The sequence below is a fragment of the Pseudomonadota bacterium genome (genome assembly GCA_027624715.1).
Lineage (GTDB): Bacteria > Pseudomonadota > Gammaproteobacteria > Burkholderiales > Eutrophovitaceae > Eutrophovita.
This window is the reverse complement of the sequence record JAQBTV010000005.1, coordinates 74,264-92,934: the sequence shown is the minus strand read 5'-3', so window position 1 is coordinate 92,934 and position 18,671 is coordinate 74,264. Positions and strand designations below refer to the sequence as shown.

At 45.1% G+C, this 18,671-nt stretch carries 17 protein-coding genes; 14 read left to right on the top strand and 3 right to left on the bottom strand.

All coding sequences use genetic code 11. The features are described 5' to 3' along the window. Positions 1-14: 14 nt before the first annotated feature. The 8 genes from rimP to O3A65_05050 all read left to right on the top strand — a co-directional run bounded on the left by rimP (position 15) and on the right by O3A65_05050 (position 10,174). Entirely contained in the window at positions 15-446 is a 432-nt protein-coding gene (gene rimP / locus O3A65_05085) for a ribosome maturation factor RimP (protein MDA1331847.1), read from the top strand. Between the two features lie 22 nt (positions 447-468). Continuing rightward, positions 469-1,947: a transcription termination factor NusA gene (gene nusA / locus O3A65_05080; protein ID MDA1331846.1), complete on the top strand. Its 1,479-nt coding sequence runs from the start codon at positions 469-471 to the stop codon at positions 1,945-1,947. Between the two features lie 22 nt (positions 1,948-1,969). Beyond that, a complete protein-coding gene (gene infB / locus O3A65_05075) occupies positions 1,970-4,531 on the top strand; it encodes a translation initiation factor IF-2 (protein MDA1331845.1) in 2,562 nt (853 codons plus the stop codon). Between the two features lie 22 nt (positions 4,532-4,553). Continuing rightward, complete coding sequence (gene rbfA, locus O3A65_05070) at positions 4,554-4,907, top strand: 30S ribosome-binding factor RbfA (GenBank protein MDA1331844.1); 354 nt, start codon at positions 4,554-4,556, stop codon at positions 4,905-4,907. 40 nt (positions 4,908-4,947) lie between these two features. Next, a complete protein-coding gene (gene truB / locus O3A65_05065; protein MDA1331843.1) occupies positions 4,948-5,874 on the top strand; it encodes a tRNA pseudouridine(55) synthase TruB in 927 nt (308 codons plus the stop codon). Between the two features lie 53 nt (positions 5,875-5,927). Then, a complete protein-coding gene (gene rpsO, locus O3A65_05060; protein ID MDA1331842.1) occupies positions 5,928-6,197 on the top strand; it encodes a 30S ribosomal protein S15 in 270 nt (89 codons plus the stop codon). Positions 6,198-6,312: 115 nt separating this feature from the next. Continuing rightward, complete coding sequence (gene pnp / locus O3A65_05055; GenBank protein ID MDA1331841.1) at positions 6,313-8,412, top strand: polyribonucleotide nucleotidyltransferase; 2,100 nt, start codon at positions 6,313-6,315, stop codon at positions 8,410-8,412. Positions 8,413-8,497: 85 nt separating this feature from the next. Then, a complete protein-coding gene (locus O3A65_05050; protein MDA1331840.1) occupies positions 8,498-10,174 on the top strand; it encodes a thiamine pyrophosphate-binding protein in 1,677 nt (558 codons plus the stop codon). A gap of 6 nt (positions 10,175-10,180) precedes the next feature. On the opposite strand, the gene O3A65_05045 is transcribed toward O3A65_05050, so the two are convergent. Continuing rightward, positions 10,181-11,755: a gamma-glutamyltransferase family protein gene (locus tag O3A65_05045; protein MDA1331839.1), complete on the bottom strand. Its 1,575-nt coding sequence runs from the start codon at positions 11,753-11,755 to the stop codon at positions 10,181-10,183. Between the two features lie 169 nt (positions 11,756-11,924). On the opposite strand from O3A65_05045, the gene O3A65_05040 reads away from it, so the two are divergent. Together O3A65_05040 and O3A65_05035 are read left to right on the top strand one after the other, a co-directional pair. Beyond that, complete coding sequence (locus O3A65_05040; protein ID MDA1331838.1) at positions 11,925-12,578, top strand: site-2 protease family protein; 654 nt, start codon at positions 11,925-11,927, stop codon at positions 12,576-12,578. 12 nt (positions 12,579-12,590) lie between these two features. Beyond that, complete coding sequence (locus O3A65_05035) at positions 12,591-13,793, top strand: tryptophan--tRNA ligase (GenBank protein MDA1331837.1); 1,203 nt, start codon at positions 12,591-12,593, stop codon at positions 13,791-13,793. Positions 13,794-13,807: 14 nt separating this feature from the next. On the opposite strand, the gene smpB is transcribed toward O3A65_05035, so the two are convergent. Continuing rightward, positions 13,808-14,254, bottom strand: a complete 447-nt coding sequence (gene smpB, locus O3A65_05030) for an SsrA-binding protein SmpB (protein MDA1331836.1) — start codon at positions 14,252-14,254, stop codon at positions 13,808-13,810. 84 nt (positions 14,255-14,338) lie between these two features. Here smpB and O3A65_05025 point away from each other — a divergent pair, with 84 nt between their 5' ends. Both O3A65_05025 and O3A65_05020 read left to right on the top strand, forming a co-directional pair. After that, a complete protein-coding gene (locus O3A65_05025; protein MDA1331835.1) occupies positions 14,339-14,785 on the top strand; it encodes a type II toxin-antitoxin system RatA family toxin in 447 nt (148 codons plus the stop codon). Next, on the top strand, positions 14,778-15,083 hold the full coding sequence (locus O3A65_05020; protein MDA1331834.1) for an RnfH family protein: 306 nt from the start codon (positions 14,778-14,780) through the stop codon (positions 15,081-15,083). The genes O3A65_05025 and O3A65_05020 overlap by 8 nt, the downstream gene beginning before the upstream one ends. A gap of 15 nt (positions 15,084-15,098) precedes the next feature. Here O3A65_05020 and O3A65_05015 read toward each other — a convergent pair whose 3' ends face one another. After that, complete coding sequence (locus tag O3A65_05015; protein ID MDA1331833.1) at positions 15,099-15,404, bottom strand: hypothetical protein; 306 nt, start codon at positions 15,402-15,404, stop codon at positions 15,099-15,101. 80 nt (positions 15,405-15,484) lie between these two features. On the opposite strand from O3A65_05015, the gene guaB reads away from it, so the two are divergent. Together guaB and guaA are read left to right on the top strand one after the other, a co-directional pair. Beyond that, positions 15,485-16,948, top strand: a complete 1,464-nt coding sequence (gene guaB, locus O3A65_05010) for an IMP dehydrogenase (protein ID MDA1331832.1) — start codon at positions 15,485-15,487, stop codon at positions 16,946-16,948. Positions 16,949-17,007: 59 nt separating this feature from the next. Further along, positions 17,008-18,576, top strand: coding sequence for a glutamine-hydrolyzing GMP synthase (gene guaA, locus O3A65_05005; protein MDA1331831.1), 1,569 nt, complete (start codon positions 17,008-17,010; stop codon positions 18,574-18,576). Positions 18,577-18,671: the final 95 nt, after the last annotated feature.

Below are 18,671 nucleotides of genomic sequence, written 5' to 3'. Positions count from 1 at the left end.
TTCTAACTGAGCCGATGGATATAGAAATTTTACTTGAAAAAACCTTGAAGGGGATGAATTACAAGCTGGTCGACGTAGAAGTGGTCGGGCAATCTGGGTTAATTCGTATCTTGATTGATTCAGACTCAGGGATTGGTATTGAGGACTGCGCGACAGTCAGTAATCACTTGTCTCGTTTGTTTGAAATTGAGCGTTTTGAGTATGACCGAATGGAGGTGTCTTCACCAGGGCTTGATCGGCCGCTCAAGAAGCTTGCAGATTTTGAGCGTTTTCAGGGAGAAAAAGTGATTGTGCAGTTCAAGTTGGCGTTCGAGGGGCAGAGAAAGTTTAGAGGGCAGCTGATTGGTATTAAAGAGAATTTGATAGACATGGAGATCGAGGACGGCCGAGTGATTACGTTCGAGCTTCATGAAGTTAAAAAGGCGAACTTAATTCCTGTAATTTAGCTAATTTAAGAAGGTATAGGACATGCAACGAGAGATGCTACTGCTGGTCGATGCTCTAGCGAGAGAAAAAAATGTCGCAAAGGATATTGTTTTTGAAGCTCTAGAGATGGCACTGGCTTCAGCGACAAAACGTAAAAATAAATTAGATATTGATGTGCGGGTTTCGATAGACCGGACTACAGGCGAGTACGAAAGTTTTCGAAGATGGGAAATTGTTGAAGATGAAGAGCTTGAGTTCCCAGATCACCAGTTAACCCTTGAAGAAGGGTTAACTCGAGATACATCTATCCAGCTTCATGAATTTATTGAGGAGCCATTGGAGGCGATTGAGTTCGGGCGGATTGGTGCGCAAGCGGCCAAGCAGGTCATCATGCAGAAAATCAGGGATGCCGAGCGCGAACAGATTTTAAATGATTTCCTCGCGCGCGATGAGGTCATTGTGTCAGGTACTGTTAAACGTGTGGAGCGAGGTAATGTGATCATTGAATCGGGTCGTGTGGAGGCTTTACTCCCGCGAGAGCAAATGATTCCGCGGGAAAATATTCGTGTTGGTGATAGGATCCGCACCTACCTAAGCCGAGTTGATCGAGAGGCGCGAGGCCATCAATTAATTCTATCGCGAACTATGCCTCAATTTGTCTCAAGCTTGTTTGAGCTAGAGGTCCCGGAAATAGAAGAGGGATTCGTAGAAATCCTTGGAGCCGCAAGGGATCCTGGGTCGAGAGCTAAGATTGCTGTTAAGTCAAACGATAAACGTATTGATCCAGTGGGCACCTGCGTGGGGATGCGTGGGTCGCGAGTTCAGGCCGTGACAAATGAGCTGTCAGGAGAGCGTATCGATATCGTGCTTTGGTCAGATGATCCGGCAACATTTATCGTTAACGCCTTATCCCCGGCTGAAGTCAGTCGCATCACGGTTGATGAAGACAAACACTCAATGGACGTTGTCGTCGAGAAAGAGAATCTTGCCCAGGCCATTGGGCGTGGAGGGCAGAATGTACGGCTTGCCTCGGAGCTTACAGGATGGACGTTGAATATTTTGACGGAAGAACAGTCGCAGCAAAAAGTTGAAGAAGAGTCGACGACAGTGCGTCAACATTTCATGGATGAAATTGATGTTGATGAAGATCTCGCTGCTATTTTGGTTCAAGAGGGTTTTACTACTCTTGAGGAAGTCGCATATGTGGCCGAGTCGGAATTGCTTGAAATCCAAGGATTCGATGAGGGAACGGTCGAGGAGTTGAGGTCTAGGGCTAGAAATGCTTTGCTGGTCAAAGAAATAGCCAAAGAGGAGCAAGCTACGACAGCATCCAGTGACCTAATGAATGTGGAAGGTATGACTGAGGAGCTTGCACGTTCTCTTATCGGTGGAGGCATTATGTCTCAGGACGGGTTGGCCGATTTGGCGATTGATGATCTCAAAGAGATTATCGAAATTGATGATGAATTGGCTGAAAACTTAATTATGGCAGCGAGAGCACCATGGTTCACTGAGTCTTAATGAATTTGAGGGCAAAAAATAAATGGCAAATGTGAATGTTAAAGAGTTTGCGATAGAACTTAAACTTCCTGTTGGGCGTTTGCTGGAACAGTTGGTGGCAGCTGGTATAAAAAAAGATTTAGTCGAAGAGACTAATCTTACGGAAACTGATAAGCGCACATTACTCAATTTTTTGAAACAGGCGCACGGGGATGAAAAGCCGAGACCTAAAATCACGTTAAAGCGACTGGAAACAACTCAAATTAAAAAGTCTGATGGTGCTGGTCGGTCACGTACGATTCAAGTTGAAGTGCGCAAGAAGCGCGTTATCGTCAAAAAACCTGAGGTTGAGGCTAATGTTGAGCCTGATGTTAACGTAAAGATTGATGGAAGTGCAGCTGATGTGGTGTCAAGTGGTCAAGTGTTGTCTGTCGAGACAACTCTTAAGTATGAAGAGGAGACTAAGCGTCAGGCTGACCTAAGAGCCATTCAAGCTGCTGAAATCATTCAGAAGGAAAAAGACAAGAAACGTCGGCATGAGAAGAAAGAGACCACTGCGCATGAGCCGATCGGTGCTAAAGCAGCTGGGGTAATAAGCAAAAAAACGGCAGAGGTAGCTAAACCTCCAGAGGGAACGCTGCATAGCCCAATCACGAAAGACGAAGCCAAAAAAGCGCTTAAGAAAAAAGCAAATCAGGAGCGTTTTGAAGCGGAGAGTAAAAAACGCGGGATCAAGACCCTGGGTGGTTTTTCGGGATCAGGTGGACGCGAGGGTTGGAGAAACTCTGGCAGAAATAGAAATCGAAAAGGTCAGTGGTCAGACAACACTGCAGCAGGACCGCAAGAGGTTGTTGTGCGTGAGGTGCTTGTTCCAGAAACAATTTCCTTATCTGAGCTTGCTCATAAAATGTCTGTAAAAGCAGCTGAAGTCATCAAAGTGTTCATGAGGCTGGGGCAAATGGTTACGATCAATCAGGTGATTGATCAAGAAACTGCGATGATCGTCGTTGATGAGATGGGTCATATCGGGAAGTTAGCAAAAACTGATGACCCGCAAGCATTCCTAGTTGAAAGCGCAGATCAGCACGTGCCGCGTGAGCCAAGAGCGCCAGTGGTTACAGTAATGGGACATGTCGACCATGGCAAAACCTCGCTCCTGGATTACATCAGAACGACCAGAGTGGCCAGTGGCGAGGCGGGCGGTATTACGCAGCACATCGGCGCGTATCACGTCAATACGCAAAAAGGGATGGTTACCTTTTTAGATACTCCGGGTCACGAGGCGTTTACCGCAATGCGTGCTCGAGGAGCTAAGGCAACCGATATTGTGGTACTTGTGGTTGCCTCGGACGATGGTGTTATGCCGCAAACAATTGAGGCAGTAAATCACGCTAAAGCGGGCAATACGCCCATTGTTGTGGCGGTGAATAAGATTGATAAAGCTGAAGCGAGTCCAGAGCGTATCAAACAAGAATTGAGTCAACATGAAGTAGTGCCGGAAGATTGGGGTGGAGACACGATGTTCGTAAACGTCTCGGCCAAAACTGGTGAAGGAATTGAAGCGCTATTAGACGCCATTCTTTTACAAGCTGAGATGCTTGATTTGAAGGCGCCAGTTAAAACTGCAGCAAGGGGTATAGTCATTGAATCACGATTGGATAAGGGCCGAGGTCCGGTTGCGTCAATTTTAGTGCGTGAAGGTACGCTAAGCAGGGGAGACATTCTATTAGCTGGTGCAGTGTTTGGTCGAGTTCGAGCCATGGCCGATGAAAATGGCTTATCTATTGAATCAGCTGGCCCCTCAATTCCAGTCGAAGTTCAGGGTCTATCAGATGTGCCCGCAGCAGGAGAAGAAATTATCGTACTGCTTGACGAGAAAAAGGCTAGGGAAATTGCGCTATTCCGTCAAGGTAAATTCCGAGAGGTCAAGCTTGCCAAGCAGCAGGCCGCTAAGTTGGACAACATGTTTGATCAGCTTAAAGCGGGCGCAATTAGGTCTTTAGCGCTCATCATCAAGGCTGATGTTCAGGGCTCAAGTGAGGCATTGGCTCATGCATTGACGCGTTTATCAACTGAAGAGGTTCAGGTCAATATTGTGCACTCGGGTGTTGGTGGTATTAATGATTCAGATATTAACCTTGCTTTAGCCTCAAACGCAGTCATTATTGGCTTTAATGCCCGTGCAGATGCCACGGCAAGAAAGTTGATTCAAACGCATGGTATCGATGTACGTTACTACAACATTATTTATGATGCGGTTGATGAGGTGAAAGCGGCCCTAAGTGGTCTACTTTCACCTGACAGAAAAGAAGAAACACTCGGATTAGTTGAAATCCGACAAGTATTTAGAATTTCTAAAGTTGGCGCTGTAGCGGGCTGTTATGTGCTTGAAGGTTTAGTCAAACGCGGCTCTCTAGTGAGATTGCTTAGAGACAATGTTGTGATTTATGAAGGCGAATTGGATACCCTTAAGCGATTTAAGGATGATGTTAGGGAAGTGAAATCCGGGTTTGAATGTGGACTATCCCTTAAGAACTTTGCAGACATCAATGAAGGCGACCAACTCGAAATATTTGAAGTTGTAGAAATTGCCCGCTCGTTGTAACGTATTCTTTTGATGATTTCTCTTGGTTAAAAGCACACAAAGATCGGGACGACTTAGAGATTATTTGCTCCGCGAGATCTCAGAATTGGTTCGATCTAAAATCAGAGACCATCGTGTAGGGCAAATAACCATCACGGATGTTGACGTTAGCCCAGATAGCTCTTTCGCCAGAGTTTACTTCACACGGTTAGGTGAAGATTACGATAAGGCGACAGTTGAGGATATTCTTAATAAGGCACAAGGTTTTGTGCGCACACACATCGCTAAAAACTTGAATATGAGAGTGGCACCACATATCGCTTTCAAATATGACGACACCCTTGAGCAGGGCGATCGTATCAGTCGGCTTCTTTCGGAAGCAAACGAAAAAATCTAGAGTACGAGAGCATCCTATTTGTTGTTTAGGGGGTTAAGGTATGCCGCATAGTTACAATGGAATTTTATTTCTAGATAAGCCCAGCGGCATGTCCTCCAATCATGCGTTGCAAAAGGTAAGGCGGCTATTCGCTAACGCAAAAGCTGGGTATGCAGGTACGCTTGATCCGCTAGCTTCAGGTTTGCTTCCAGTTTGCATTGGAGAGGCAACTAAGTTCATCAGCTTCTTTAGTGATGCAAGTAAATCCTATGAATCAACCGTAAAGCTTGGGTATCGCAGTACGACAGGTGATGCTGAGGGCGAGTTGTCACAGACTGGGTTTGTAGCGATTGACAAGGCTGGACTAGACGCTGTTGTTAAAGCATTCACTGGTAATGGAGAGCAGATCCCGCCCATGTACAGCGCGATAAAGGTCGACGGAAAACCACTTTATAAGTTGGCTCGTCAAGGGAAAACGATTTATCGTGCCAAGCGGCAGATCACGATTCACTCATTATCCATTGTTAAGAAGGCCGATAATGTATTGAATCTCTCTGTCACTTGCTCTAAAGGCACGTACATTAGGGTTCTTGCTGAGGATATCGCAGCTAGTTTAGGAACGGATGGTTATTTAACCTCTTTAAGGCGTACAGGTCTGGGTGAGGTCTCGGTTTCCGAGAGTGTTACTCTGTTACAAATTGAAGAAGTCGAGTTGACTTCTAGGGCTAAGTTTCTGAGAAACATAGACTTCTCACTAGCTCATTTAGCTCGATTGTCGCTAATACAAAATAATGAGCGGCGATTTACGAATGGGGTTGAGACAGAGGTCTCAGCTACAGTAATGGCAGCTGGGGCAGTTTCGGTATACACACATGACGGAATTTTTGTTGGGCTTGGTGCTTTAACGGATACGGGTTTACTTAAACCTAAACGTCTGATGTCGCAAGAGTTTATCGAGACTAGTCGTAATATCGAGATTGTTAACTAATTATGGTTTATGCTGTATACTGTGCGCTTTTTTGACCGTTAGGAAAAGTATTAATGTCGATAACTGCTGCTGATAAAGCTAAAACTGTAGGTGACTATCAGAAGGCGAAAGGGGACACGGGTTCTCCTGAGGTGCAAATCGCTTTGCTGACGCAAAGAATCAATTACTTGAGCGAGCACTTTAAGGTCAATGCGAAGGATAACCACTCACGACGAGGACTCCTAAAAATGGTCAGTCGTCGTCGTAAGATGCTGGACTATGTAAAACGTAATCATATTGATCGTTACCGCGAGGTGATTGAAAGCCTTGGCTTGAGAAAGTAAGATAGTTAGTGGTGAATATCTTAGGAAACCAGAGTCAATTCAATTTGATAAACTTGAGAATTAATTAATTTATATGGCGCGGGTTGTCCGCGCCAATTTTTTTGAGGTTACGATTTTGAAAGCTACGAAAAAAACAATTCAGTATGGTGAACACCAACTTACGATAGAAACTGGTGAAATTGCGAGGCAAGCTTCTGGCGCGGTGCTGGTCTCTTTAGGCGACACAGTGGTTATGGTGAGTGTTGTTGGTAAAAAAGAAGCGAAGCCAGGACAGGATTTCTTTCCTTTAACGGTCGATTATGCGGAGAAGACATATGCCGCGGGTAAGATCCCTGGTGGCTTTTTCAAGCGTGAAGGGCGTCCTTCGGAAAAAGAAACTCTCACCAGTCGCTTGATAGATCGTCCGATACGACCATTATTTCCAGAGGGGTTTTTAAACGAAGTTCAGGTGATAGCGACAGTGATGTCGTCTGACCCAGAAATTGATGCTGACATTCCAGCGCTGATTGGTGCGTCAGCGGCTTTGTCGATATCGGGGATTCCATTTGATGGCCCAATTGGTGGAGCGCGTGTTGGATATATCAACGGCGAATACGTGATTAACCCTTCTGCAAGCCAACTAAAAGAGAGTCAATTGAATCTCGTCGTGGCGGGTACTCAGCAAGCCGTTTTGATGGTGGAATCAGAAGCGGAGCAGCTGCCTGAAAACGTCATGTTAGGAGCCGTCGTTCATGGTCATGAGCAGATGCAAGCCGTGATTAGCATGATTAATGATTTGGCTGATGAGGCAGGAAACCCCCTTTGGGATTGGAAGGCGCCAGAGAAAGATGCGGTACTTGCAGCTCGCGTTAAAGAATTTGCGGAAACAGGTTTACGAGATGCATATGCAATCAAGGAAAAACAAGAGAGGTCTCAGAAAATTGCGGCAATCTCTGATTTAGTCATTAATACACTTTGTGGTGATGCTGAGGATGCATACGATAAAGGGACTGTTCACGACCAACTTAAATATTTGGAGAAAGACATTGTGCGTGGTCAGATTCTTGCTGGAGAGCCTAGAATAGACGGGAGAGATACGCGAACAGTCAGGCCTATATATATCCGTACAGGGGTCTTTCCACGAACTCACGGTTCGGCGTTATTCACAAGAGGTGAAACGCAAGCTCTAGTGGTGGCTACCTTAGGAACTGCTCGTGACGAGCAAATCATTGACGCGTTAGAGGGTGAGTATCGAGACCATTTTATGCTTCATTACAATATGCCGCCTTACGCAACTGGTGAAGTTGGTCGGTTCGGTGTACCAAAGCGGCGAGAAATTGGTCATGGACGTCTTGCAAAACGAGCCCTCCTAGCAGTGTTACCTTCTAAGGAAGAATTTGGCTATTCACTCCGCCTGGTTTCAGAAATTACTGAATCGAATGGCTCTAGCTCCATGGCCTCTGTGTGTGGTGGATGTCTAGCATTAATGGATGCTGGCGTACCTCTTAAGGCACATGTTGCCGGAATTGCGATGGGTTTGATCAAGGACGGTGGTCGATTCGCTGTGCTGACCGACATTCTAGGTGATGAAGATCATCTTGGAGATATGGACTTTAAAGTGGCGGGATCAGAAACCGGGATTACAGCCCTTCAAATGGATATCAAAATCCAAGGCATTACTAAAGAGATCATGCAAATTGCGTTACAGCAAGCGAAAGATGCTCGTATGCACATCTTGGAAAAAATGAAGGAGGCAATTGGCGATTCAAGAGAAGAATTGTCTACTTATGCACCTCGAATGATCCAGTTAAAAATTAAGCCCGAAAAAATTCGGGATGTGATCGGTAAGGGAGGGGCAGTCATTCGTGCGATTACGGAAGAGACTGGGACGACTATAGATATTCAAGATGATGGTTCTGTGACGATTGCTTGTGTATCAGCAGCAGGAGGTGAGGCGGCACGTAAGAAAATAGAGGAATTAACCGCAGATGTTGAGGTCGGTCAAATCTATCAGGGTGAAGTTCTTAAACTGCTTGATTTTGGTGCAATTGTTAGCGTGTTGCCAGGACGAGATGGCTTGCTTCATATTTCTCAGATTGCAGAGGAGCGTGTCAACGCTGTCTCCGATTATCTTAAAGAGGGCCAACAAGTCCGTGTTAAGGTGCTTGAGGCGGACGATAAAGGTCGATTAAGACTAAGCATGAAAGCAGCTGTGGCTGCTCAAGAGTCTGAGTAAATCATTGACAGTTGAAAAAACCCGCTAGATGGCGGGTTTTTTTTTGGTACATTAAACCAAATAGCTCAATTACGGAGAGTCATGCGTGGATAAAAATTTGAGAAGTGGTGGGCAAGTGCTTGTGGATCAACTCATCCACCAGGGTGTTACTGATGCATTTTGTGTGCCCGGTGAGAGCTATTTAGCAGTTCTTGACGCTTTATATCTCAAACGGAATGAAATTACTCTGTATGTTGCAAGGCAAGACGGTGGTGCTGCGTTCATGGCAGAGGCGTATGGTAAGGCGACGGGGAAACCCGGTATTTGTTTTGTCACAAGAGGGCCAGGAGCGACGAACGCCAGTATTGGCGTGCACACGGCATTTCAGGATTCCACCCCGATGATTTTATTTATTGGGCAAGTTGGTGGCGACATGGTTGATAGGGAAGCCTTTCAGGAGATAGATTATCGTCGAATGTTCGGTCAGATGAGCAAATGGGTTGCGCAAATTGATCGAGCCGAACGTATTCCTGAGTACGTTGCGCGTGCGTTCCAAATGGCCTGTTCGGGGAGACCCGGTCCTGTAGTGTTAGCTCTGCCTGAGGATATGCTCATTGATTCAGTAGATGTGATGGATGCGCAGAAGGTCACTTTTGCTAAGAATCGTCCTACTGGAAAAAGTATTAAAGAGGTGCAAGCGCTATTTGAAAAGAGCAAAAAACCGCTTGTAATTTTGGGCGGGAGTGGGTGGTCAGCGCGTGCGTGTGAGTTAGTAAAGACCTTTGCCGAAAACAATCATTTACCGGTCGGATGTTCGTTTCGAAGGCAAGATTTATTCGATAATCGGCATTCCAATTACGTGGGTGATATCGGTATTGGTATTAATCCACATTTAGCCGACATGGTTAAGGCGTCAGATCTACTCTTAGTTCTGGGGGCGCGATTAGGAGAGATGACAACCAGCGGATATACGCTTGTGGAGGCTCCGACACCCAAACAAAAGCTCATTCATATACATCCTGGTTTAGAAGAGCTTGGGCGAGTTTTTCAAGGATCAGTACTGATTAATTCAGATATTGAAGAGGCTGTTGATGCGTTAGTATCGATGCCAGTTTTAGAGCCAAACTGGAAGACTTGGCTAAAAGGCGGTCATGACAATTACCTGACGAATCTTATCCCTCAATCATCTCCGGGTCACGTGGATCTAGGGCAAGTGATGGTAGTTTTGAGAGATTTGTTACCTACAGATGCAGTAATTACCAATGGGGCGGGGAACTTTAGTGGTTGGATTCATCGGCATTGGCAATACGCCGGATATAGGACCCAAGTCGCACCAACAAACGGTGCGATGGGCTATGGAGTTCCTTCGGGTATTGCCGCGAAAATCGCGTTTCGGAATAAGTTGGTTGTGAGTGTCTCTGGAGATGGATGTTTCTTAATGAACGGCCAGGAGATATCGACAGCCATTCAATATAATCTTAAAATTCTTTTTATCGTTTTTGATAATGGAATGTATGGCACGATTCGCATGCACCAAGAGCGAGATTATCCCGAGCATGTGTATGGGACAGACTTGAAAAATCCAGATTTCGCAGCCCTTGCTAGAGCCTATGGCCTCTATGCTGAAACGATAAATACGACGAAAGAAATTAGGGGGGTGTTTGAACGCTGCCTTGGACAGACTGTGGCCAGTCTGATTCACATTAAGGTTGATCCAGAGGCAATTACAACGCGGACAACATTAACGGCGATCCGTGAAAATGCATTATCTAAACAGGGCTAATTACGCTCAAAATGTAACTGCTTGTCCATCTCTTCTTGGCTCCGAGCCGGCAGCATAGCCATGCGTCCCTTTTATGATCATTTGTGCGGCTCCAAAATCATAAGTGCCATAGGGCATCTGTAGTATCTCATGACCAAGAGATTTGAGACCGTTCAGTATATCTGCCCCAAAAGTCTCCTCAACTAAAAGTGCGCCGTCTTTATTTAACTTCCAACGCGGAGCATTCACAATAGCTTGAGGGTTTAAAGAGTGCTTTGCGAGGGAACGAAATAGCTGAAGATGTCCTTGTGCCTGCATGTCTCCGCCCATTACGCCAAAACTCGATAAGGGCTGTTCATTTTTTTTGATAAAACCTGGAATGATCGTGTGAAAGGGGAACTTATTTCCATCCACGCAATTGGGATGATATCGCTGAGTCGTAAAACCAGCAGCTCTATTTTGTAGGCTAATACCAGTGTTAGGGACAACGACTCCAGAGCCAAAGCCCATATAGTTAGATTGTATGAATGAAACCATCATGCCGTTCGAATCTGCAGTAGTCAGGTAGACGGTGTCCGACGTGATTGGTTGACGGGTCTCGAGTTTAAGAGCCTTTTTAGTGGAGATGGTAGAGGCAAGCGCCCGATGTAGATCCTCAGATAACAAGTCATCAACTGTTACATGCATATGCAGGGGATCACTGACCTGTGAATACACTTTATGAAGAGCAATTTTCATTGCTTCGATCTCTATATGGAGCGTTATTAAATTTGATTTTTTTATCAGGCCGCTGTCGAGTTGATTAAGAATGCCCAAGGCGATTAGGGTCGCAATACCTTGCCCGCTAGGTGGAATTTCGTGAAGTTCAAGACCCAGGTGATTCATAGAAATTGGGGCGACCCACTGTGGCCTATGTTCATGAAGGTCTGTGAGACTTAATTTTCCGTGGTTTTTTTTTGAATCCTCAACCATGCGATGTGCTAATTCTCCGCCGTAAAAGTCTTCCCCATGCGTGGCCGCTATCCTTCCTAAGGAGTCTGCATGGTCAGGAAGATAAAATCGATCACCAGCATGAGGAGCTTTTCCTTGATTCGTGAAGATACGATTAAATTCTGAAAATCTATTGAAGCGATTGAGTTGTTTGTGCCATTGGTCCGCAATGATGCCTGAGACTAAAAAACCTTCGGTGGCATAGCGAATGGCCGGCTCGAATAATTCCTCAAATTTCATGCGTCCGAAGCGACGTGATAGTTCGACCCACGCTGAGACCGCCCCGGGTACAGTAACCGATCTCCAACCAGCGCTGGGCATGGGTTGATCTTGTTTAAAGTCATTGAGGCTCCATCCTTTTGGGTATCTACCAGAGGCATTGAGACCATGTAACTTGGTCCCATCCCATACAATGCAAAAAGCATCTGAGCCAATACCGTTCATTGTAGGTTCAACGACTGTGAGTGTGATGGCTGTTGAAATGGCTGCGTCAACCGCGTTGCCGCCCCTATTAAGTATTGTGAGTCCCACCTGGGCAGCGAGTGGTTGAGAAGTTGCGACTACGTTGTCTCCGTAGATAGGACTGCGATGAGAGTCAGGCCGAATAGCCATAGCGTACGTATTGGTTGGATGAAATCAACTATAATCGTGATTTGTGAATAATGTCATATCTAAGTTTTTATTTGTTTCAATGTTGCATGAGTGAGAGGTTACTTGTTTGTTAGGACTTAAGGTTTAGGCGTTACATATGATTTTGATAGGCACTATCTGAGGATTTAAGGTGGATATAGTTTATTGGATTCGTTTGTTGAGCCTTTACGCAATCCCTGCGGTATTGGCAATCACTTTGCACGAAGCAGCACACGGATACGCCGCGAAGCGACTGGGAGATCTTACCGCTTATCAAGCGGGCCGTATTACTTTAAATCCTATTAAGCATATAGACGGCATTGGAACACTTGTTGTGCCCGCTGTCCTTTTGTTGGCAAGTGGCGGCAAAATGGCGTTTGGATGGGCTAAGCCGGTACCCGTAAACTTTGCTGCCTTGAGGAATCCTAAAAAGGATATGTTTTGGGTGGCTGCGGCTGGGCCAGGAGCCAACTTAATTATGGCCATAGGTTGGGCCATTCTTGTTAAGTTGACGGTGATTATGCCTGAACATTATTTCAGTTCACCATTACTCGAAATGGCTAAGGGCGGTATTTTGATTAATTTAGTACTTATGGTATTAAATTTAGTACCGGTGCCACCATTAGACGGAGGTCGTATTGCGATCAGTGTCTTGCCACACATGCTGGCTTATAATTTAGCTAAGCTTGAGCCCTATGGTTTATTGGTTATCATGCTGTTGATGGCTTCAGGCGTACTCAGTTCGATCATGTATCCAATATTGGGATCAATCATTGGGATTTTATCTTTTGTTTTTGGTATCTAGAGGGATCATTTAATGTTCGATGACCGAGTATTATCCGGTATGCGCCCAACTGGCGCCTTACACTTAGGCCACTATAATGGGGTTTTAGAAAACTGGTTAAGACTCCAGAATGAGTACCAGTGTTTGTTTTTTGTCGCAGATTGGCATGCATTAACGACTCATTACGAGTCTCCTCAACTGATTGAAAATAATGTTTGGGACATGCTGATCGATTGGTTGGCTGCGGGCATTGATCCATCTCAAGCGATTTTATTCATCCAATCAAAAGTTCCCGAACACGCAGAGCTTCATTTGCTGATGTCTATGATAACGCCACTTGGTTGGCTAGAGCGAATCCCTTCGTATAAGGATCAACAGGAGAAGCTCTCTGAGAAAGATTTATCAACTTATGGTTTTCTAGGCTACCCATTACTTCAAAGTGCTGATATTTTGATTTATCGGGCCAATCTGGTTCCGGTGGGTGACGATCAAGTACCTCATATTGAGTTTACTCGAGAGATCGCACGTCGTTTTAATCATCTTTACGGTAAAGAGGCAGGATTCGAAGCTAAAGCTGAGGCAGCGTTAAAACAGCTTGGCATTAAGCGCGGCAAATTGTATCGGGAACTGAAAAACCGTTATCAAGAACACGGGGAGGAATCCGCGCTTCATTCAGCTCGCACGTTAATCGAAGACGCAGCAAATTTATCTTTCGGCGATCAAGAAAGGCTTTTTGGGTACTTGGAGGGTGGAGGTAGAATGATTCTATCCGAGCCGCAGGCGTTACTTACGGCGGCTTCGAAGATGCCTGGGCTTGATGGGCAAAAAATGTCTAAGTCCTACAACAATACGATATCGCTAAGAGAAGATTCGGTATCTATTGAGAAAAAGATAAGAACGATGCCCACCGATCCAGCGCGGGTTAGGCGGACTGATCCTGGAGATCCAAAAAATTGCCCAGTATGGCAGCTTCATTGCATTTATTCGGAAGAGTCAACGAAAAGCTGGGTACAAGACGGCTGTAAATCGGCAGGCATCGGCTGTATTGAATGTAAGCAGCCTCTTGTTGCGTCGATTGGTAAAACTTTAAATCCCATTCGCGAACGCGCGCAACAATACATTGATGACCCAGCGCTGGTTAGAAATATCATTGCGGATGGTAATGATCGTGCCAGAAAGTTAGCTTCAGATACTATAAAAGATGTTCGTGAGGCTATGGGCTTAGATTACACTTAGGCGACTACTTCCTGCTAGTTTTTTTGTCGTATTAGTCGCTGTTGTTCTCTTTGCCAATCTTTCTCTTTAGTCACAGCGCGTTTATCATGTTGTTTTTTGCCTTTCGCTAACCCAATGGAAAGTTTGATTCTTCCCCCAGAATAATGGAGGTCGAGCGGAGTTAGCGTGTATCCTGAGCGTTCCACTTTACCTATCAGTTTTGCAATTTCTTCGCTGTGCATTAATAGTTTTTTTGTTCGAACAGGGTCTGGTTTTATATGCGTCGACGCTGAATTTAGAGGACTGATATGAGAGCCTATTAGGAAAAGTTCACCGCTTCTAATGATGACGTAGGATTCCTTTAGCTGACTACGGCCAGCTCGAATGGCTTTGACCTCCCATCCTTGTAAAGATAGACCAGCCTCAAATTTTTCTTCGATAAAAAAATCGTGATAGGCTTTTTTGTTTTGAATAATACTCATTATGAATCTCGTGTTGGGCTAACCGGTATGTTATTTTAAAAGAAATGTTTATGCTGAATAATTAAAGATGATAATTGATCTTTTATGCCAATTGTAAAGAAATCTGCTCTCGTATTGCATTCTGCTAACTGTGTCTATGATTTGGTTAATGGAGTGGATTGCTATCCAGATTTTTTACCCTGGTGTTGCAGCACTACAATTGAAGAACAATCCGAGACGCATATGGTTGCAGAGATCGTCATCGGCTATAGAGGTATTAATAAATCGTTCAAGACAAAGAATCAGATCGTGAAGCCGACAGAAACCGCGAGTGGGACTATCGAAATCTGCCTGGTTGAAGGACCTTTCAAGAATCTCCATGGAATATGGTCATTTACGCCACTTGAGTCTCACGGGTGTCGAATCGAGTTTGAAGTGCAATATGAATTCTCGAATGCTTTAGTATCAAAAATTGTAGGCCCAGTTTTTAATCAAATTGCAGAAACCCTTTTGGATTCATTTGTTCGCAGGGCTGAAAAATTGTATGCATGAGTGCCTTAAAATTAGTGTGTATGTTTTATTTGTTACTGAGAGCCAAGAGTATTCGGAATGCCTGACGGTCGTCAGTCCGGTAACAATTGCTGATATTTTGGAAATATCCAGAACCGTTTCTGTCGCTCAAGAACACTTGGGGAGCAAATCCTTATCTGTTGGTGTCTGGGGTAAACGGGTGAAGTCAAGTACTTATGCGAAGGATGGTGACCGTATCGAAATCTATCGTGCCTTGATCGCAGATCCAAAAGAGTTGAGGCGAAGTGGCAGATTAATGGGAAAGCGCAGAGAGCGGTAATTTTTATCCAATAATCTATTGATGTTCATACAGAGGAAGCTGCTTTTGTATCAAACCTAGTTTAAAGAAATAAATCGCACGATTAGCGTGTTTGTATGAATTCTCATATTCGCCGGTGCTTATCAAGATCTCGGCTTTTTCCAAATGTTGTATTGCGATTGTCCAGGAAGCGCCTTCTCGTATTGCTGCCGCATGAAGGTTTCGAGCTTCATTGAGGGCTTCGATGGTCTCCTCAATAGTGGCTGACAGGGCAAGCGGTGTCGTGAGGAACCATTGAGAGAACATGGCTAGGATAACTAAGCGTTTCAAGAACGTAATCATGGCGTTTTAAATCTATTTTGGAATGGTTTATAAATTGGGCTCGTGTATCGTATAATAACGTCTTTGGACGGCAAAACTCTATGCGTGTGCAGCAAAAGGCTCTGACGTTTGATGACGTACTTCTCGTCCCGGCACATTCGACTGTGCTTCCTAAAGATGTGTCGCTTGTTTCTCGATTGACTAAGAACATCACCCTTAGCATCCCCATCGTCTCCGCAGCAATGGACACAGTGACGGAGTCGCGTCTAGCGATTGCCGTAGCACTTCAAGGTGGGATTGGGATCCTTCATAAGAATATGTCGCTTCAGAACCAAGCGCGTGAAGTTGCTCGCGTCAAGCGATTTGAAAATGGGGTAGTTAAGGATCCGGTAACTATATCTCCCGATATGACGGTTGGGGCAGTTTTAGAATTAACTAAGCAACATAATATTTCCGGGTTACCCGTGTTGGAGGGTCGTAAAGTCGTTGGCCTCGTAACCAACAGAGATCTTCGTTTTGAGAAGAATCTTGATCAACCTATAAGTAAGATTATGACGGTGGCTGAGAAACTCATTACCGTTGACGAAAAAGCATCCATTGAAGACGCAATAACGCTCCTGCATCAGCATCGTATTGAGCGGGTACTTGTTGTTGATGACAAGTTTCATCTTAAGGGGCTAATAACGGTTAAAGATATCTTAATGTCGTCTGAATATCCGATGGCGGCCAAAGATGCTCAAGGTAGCCTTTACGTTGGTGCGGCAGTAGGTGTGGGTGGTGATACGGAGCAAAGGGTTGAGGCCCTCGTAGCGGCTGGTGTTGACGTGATCGTTGTGGATACCGCTCATGGGCATTCCCAGGGCGTAATTGATCGGGTCTTTTGGATAAAGAAAAAATATGCGCAGATCGATGTCATCGGTGGAAACGTCGCGACGGCCGATGCGGCAAAAGCGCTAGCAGGGGTAGGTGCTGATGGTGTGAAGGTTGGCATCGGACCAGGATCAATTTGTACAACGCGCGTGGTCGCTGGGGTAGGGGTACCACAAATTACTGCAATCGATGATGTTGCTAATGCGCTGCAGAGAGATAGCATCCCACTCATTGCAGATGGCGGCATTCGATATTCTGGTGATATTGCGAAAGCGATCGCTGCCGGTGCTTCAACGGTTATGCTCGGTGGCTTACTCGCAGGTACTGAAGAGTCACCCGGGGAAATAGAATTCTTTCAAGGTCGGTCTTATAAGTCCTATCGAGGTATGGGGTCGTTATCAGCGATGCAGAAAGGGTCGAGCGATCGTTATTTTCAAGACAGCGCTTCAACAGCGATAGACAAGCTTGTGCCCGAGGGTGTTGAGGGTCGAGTGCCATACAAGGGTTCAGTGGTTGCAGTAGTCCACCAACTTATTGGTGGACTGAGATCATCGATGGGTTACTTGGGGTGTGAGACGATTGCGGGTGTTCATGAAAGCGCATCATTCATTGAAATCTCCTCTTCGGGAATGAAAGAGTCACACGTACATGATGTTCAGATTGTAAAAGAAGCGCCCAATTATCGGCTTGACTAATGTTTTAGTGTCTTTTTCAATCAACAATCTAAACTAGCTGAAATGGGCAGCATAAATTCATGTTCAAAAACAGGATACTTGTATTGGATTTTGGATCTCAATACTCTCAACTTATTGTTCGGCGTATTCGAGAGGTTGGCGTGTATTGTGAATTGTTACCATATGACATTGACGTTTCGAAAATTACTGAGTTTGAGCCCAGAGGTATCATTCTCTCAGGTGGTCCTGCGTCAGTCTATGAGGAGGAGGACAGCCCCAGCGCTCCCGAAGACGTGTTTACTTTGGGTATACCGATTTTGGGGATTTGTTATGGCATGCAAACAATGGCTAACCAACTCGGAGGCACTGTACTGGCGGCGTCAAAACGAGAATTTGGTTTCTCTGAGGTAAGGGCTAGAGGGCATTCGAGGTTATTAAAAGACATATCAGATCGAACAAACTCGGAAAATCATGGCCTTCTTGATGTTTGGATGAGTCATGGTGATAAAGTTACAGAATTACCAAAGGGGTTTAAAGTTATTGCTTCCAACGATTCCACGCCAATTGCAGGAATGGCTGATGAAGCACGGAAGTTTTATGGACTTCAGTTTCATCCTGAAGTTACACATACCTCTCAGGGCGTAGAGATAATCAAGCGATTTATCTTAGATCTATGTCAGTGTAAAGCTGATTGGAGCGTACCGTCCTTTATAGACACTGAAGTCTCTCGCATCAAAGAAGCGGTCGGTGATGATGAGGTTATCTTGGGTCTATCTGGCGGCGTTGATTCCTCGGTTACGGCTGCGCTGATCCATAAAGCAATTGGATCGCAACTAACGTGTGTGTTCGTAGATAACGGCTTGCTTCGATTGCATGAGGCAAATCAGGTCATGGCAACGTTTAAAGAAAATCTAGGTTTCAATGTGCTTCATGTTGATGCCGCAGAGCGGTTTATGAAGGCACTTTCTAGTGTGATTGATCCAGAGGAAAAAAGGAAAGTCATTGGACGCGAGTTTGTTGATATTTTTCAAGAAGAAGCGGCTAAGTTACAAAATGTACGTTGGCTTGCTCAGGGAACGATTTATCCTGATGTAATTGAATCTGCAGGGTCGAAAACTAAAAAGGCTAAGACTATTAAGTCTCATCACAATGTTGGTGGATTGCCTGATACCCTCAACTTGAAGCTTCTCGAGCCTCTCAGAAATCTCTTTAAAGACGAAGTGCGTCACTTAGGTTTAGCGCTCGGCCTGCCTCAGAAAATGGTCTTTCGGCATCCATTTCCAGGACCGGGTCTTGGTGTACGGATACTTGGAGAAGTTAAAAAATCATATGCTGATTGTCTACGAGCAGCTGATGCGATATTCATTGAGGAGCTAGTGACTTCAGGATGGTATGACAAGACTGCGCAAGCTTTTGCGGTTTTTCTGCCAGTTAAGTCTGTTGGAGTCATGGGTGACGGACGTACTTATGAATATGTGGTAGCGCTCCGAGCTGTTGAGACATCAGATTTTATGACTGCTAATTGGGCGCCGTTACCGCACGACCTATTGTCCAAGATCTCGAACAGAATCATTAACGAAGTTAGAGGTATTAATCGTGTGGTCTATGATATTTCCGGTAAGCCGCCTGCTACGATTGAGTGGGAGTAGAAACTCCAAATTAAAATTTTTTGATTCATAACAATATTGTACTTTTACAAAAATTTCACACACTGAACTAAGTTGTTGATTTAGTTGTGCGTTGG

Bases quoted from the DNA above. Each gene is read 5' to 3' on its own strand.
- smpB (MDA1331836.1), bottom strand. From the start codon at position 14,254: ATGAGTATTATTCAAAACAAAAAAGCCTATCACGATTTTTTTATCGAA.
- rpsO (MDA1331842.1), top strand. From the start codon at position 5,928: ATGTCGATAACTGCTGCTGATAAAGCTAAAACTGTAGGTGACTATCAG.
- nusA (MDA1331846.1), top strand. From the start codon at position 469: ATGCAACGAGAGATGCTACTGCTGGTCGATGCTCTAGCGAGAGAAAAA.
- truB (MDA1331843.1), top strand. From the start codon at position 4,948: ATGCCGCATAGTTACAATGGAATTTTATTTCTAGATAAGCCCAGCGGC.
- rimP (MDA1331847.1), top strand. From the start codon at position 15: ATGGATATAGAAATTTTACTTGAAAAAACCTTGAAGGGGATGAATTAC.
- O3A65_05020 (MDA1331834.1), top strand. From the start codon at position 14,778: ATGCATGAGTGCCTTAAAATTAGTGTGTATGTTTTATTTGTTACTGAG.
- O3A65_05045 (MDA1331839.1), bottom strand. From the start codon at position 11,755: ATGGCTATTCGGCCTGACTCTCATCGCAGTCCTATCTACGGAGACAAC.
- guaA (MDA1331831.1), top strand. From the start codon at position 17,008: ATGTTCAAAAACAGGATACTTGTATTGGATTTTGGATCTCAATACTCT.
- O3A65_05035 (MDA1331837.1), top strand. From the start codon at position 12,591: ATGTTCGATGACCGAGTATTATCCGGTATGCGCCCAACTGGCGCCTTA.
- infB (MDA1331845.1), top strand. From the start codon at position 1,970: ATGGCAAATGTGAATGTTAAAGAGTTTGCGATAGAACTTAAACTTCCT.
- guaB (MDA1331832.1), top strand. From the start codon at position 15,485: ATGCGTGTGCAGCAAAAGGCTCTGACGTTTGATGACGTACTTCTCGTC.
- O3A65_05025 (MDA1331835.1), top strand. From the start codon at position 14,339: ATGCCAATTGTAAAGAAATCTGCTCTCGTATTGCATTCTGCTAACTGT.
- O3A65_05015 (MDA1331833.1), bottom strand. From the start codon at position 15,404: ATGATTACGTTCTTGAAACGCTTAGTTATCCTAGCCATGTTCTCTCAA.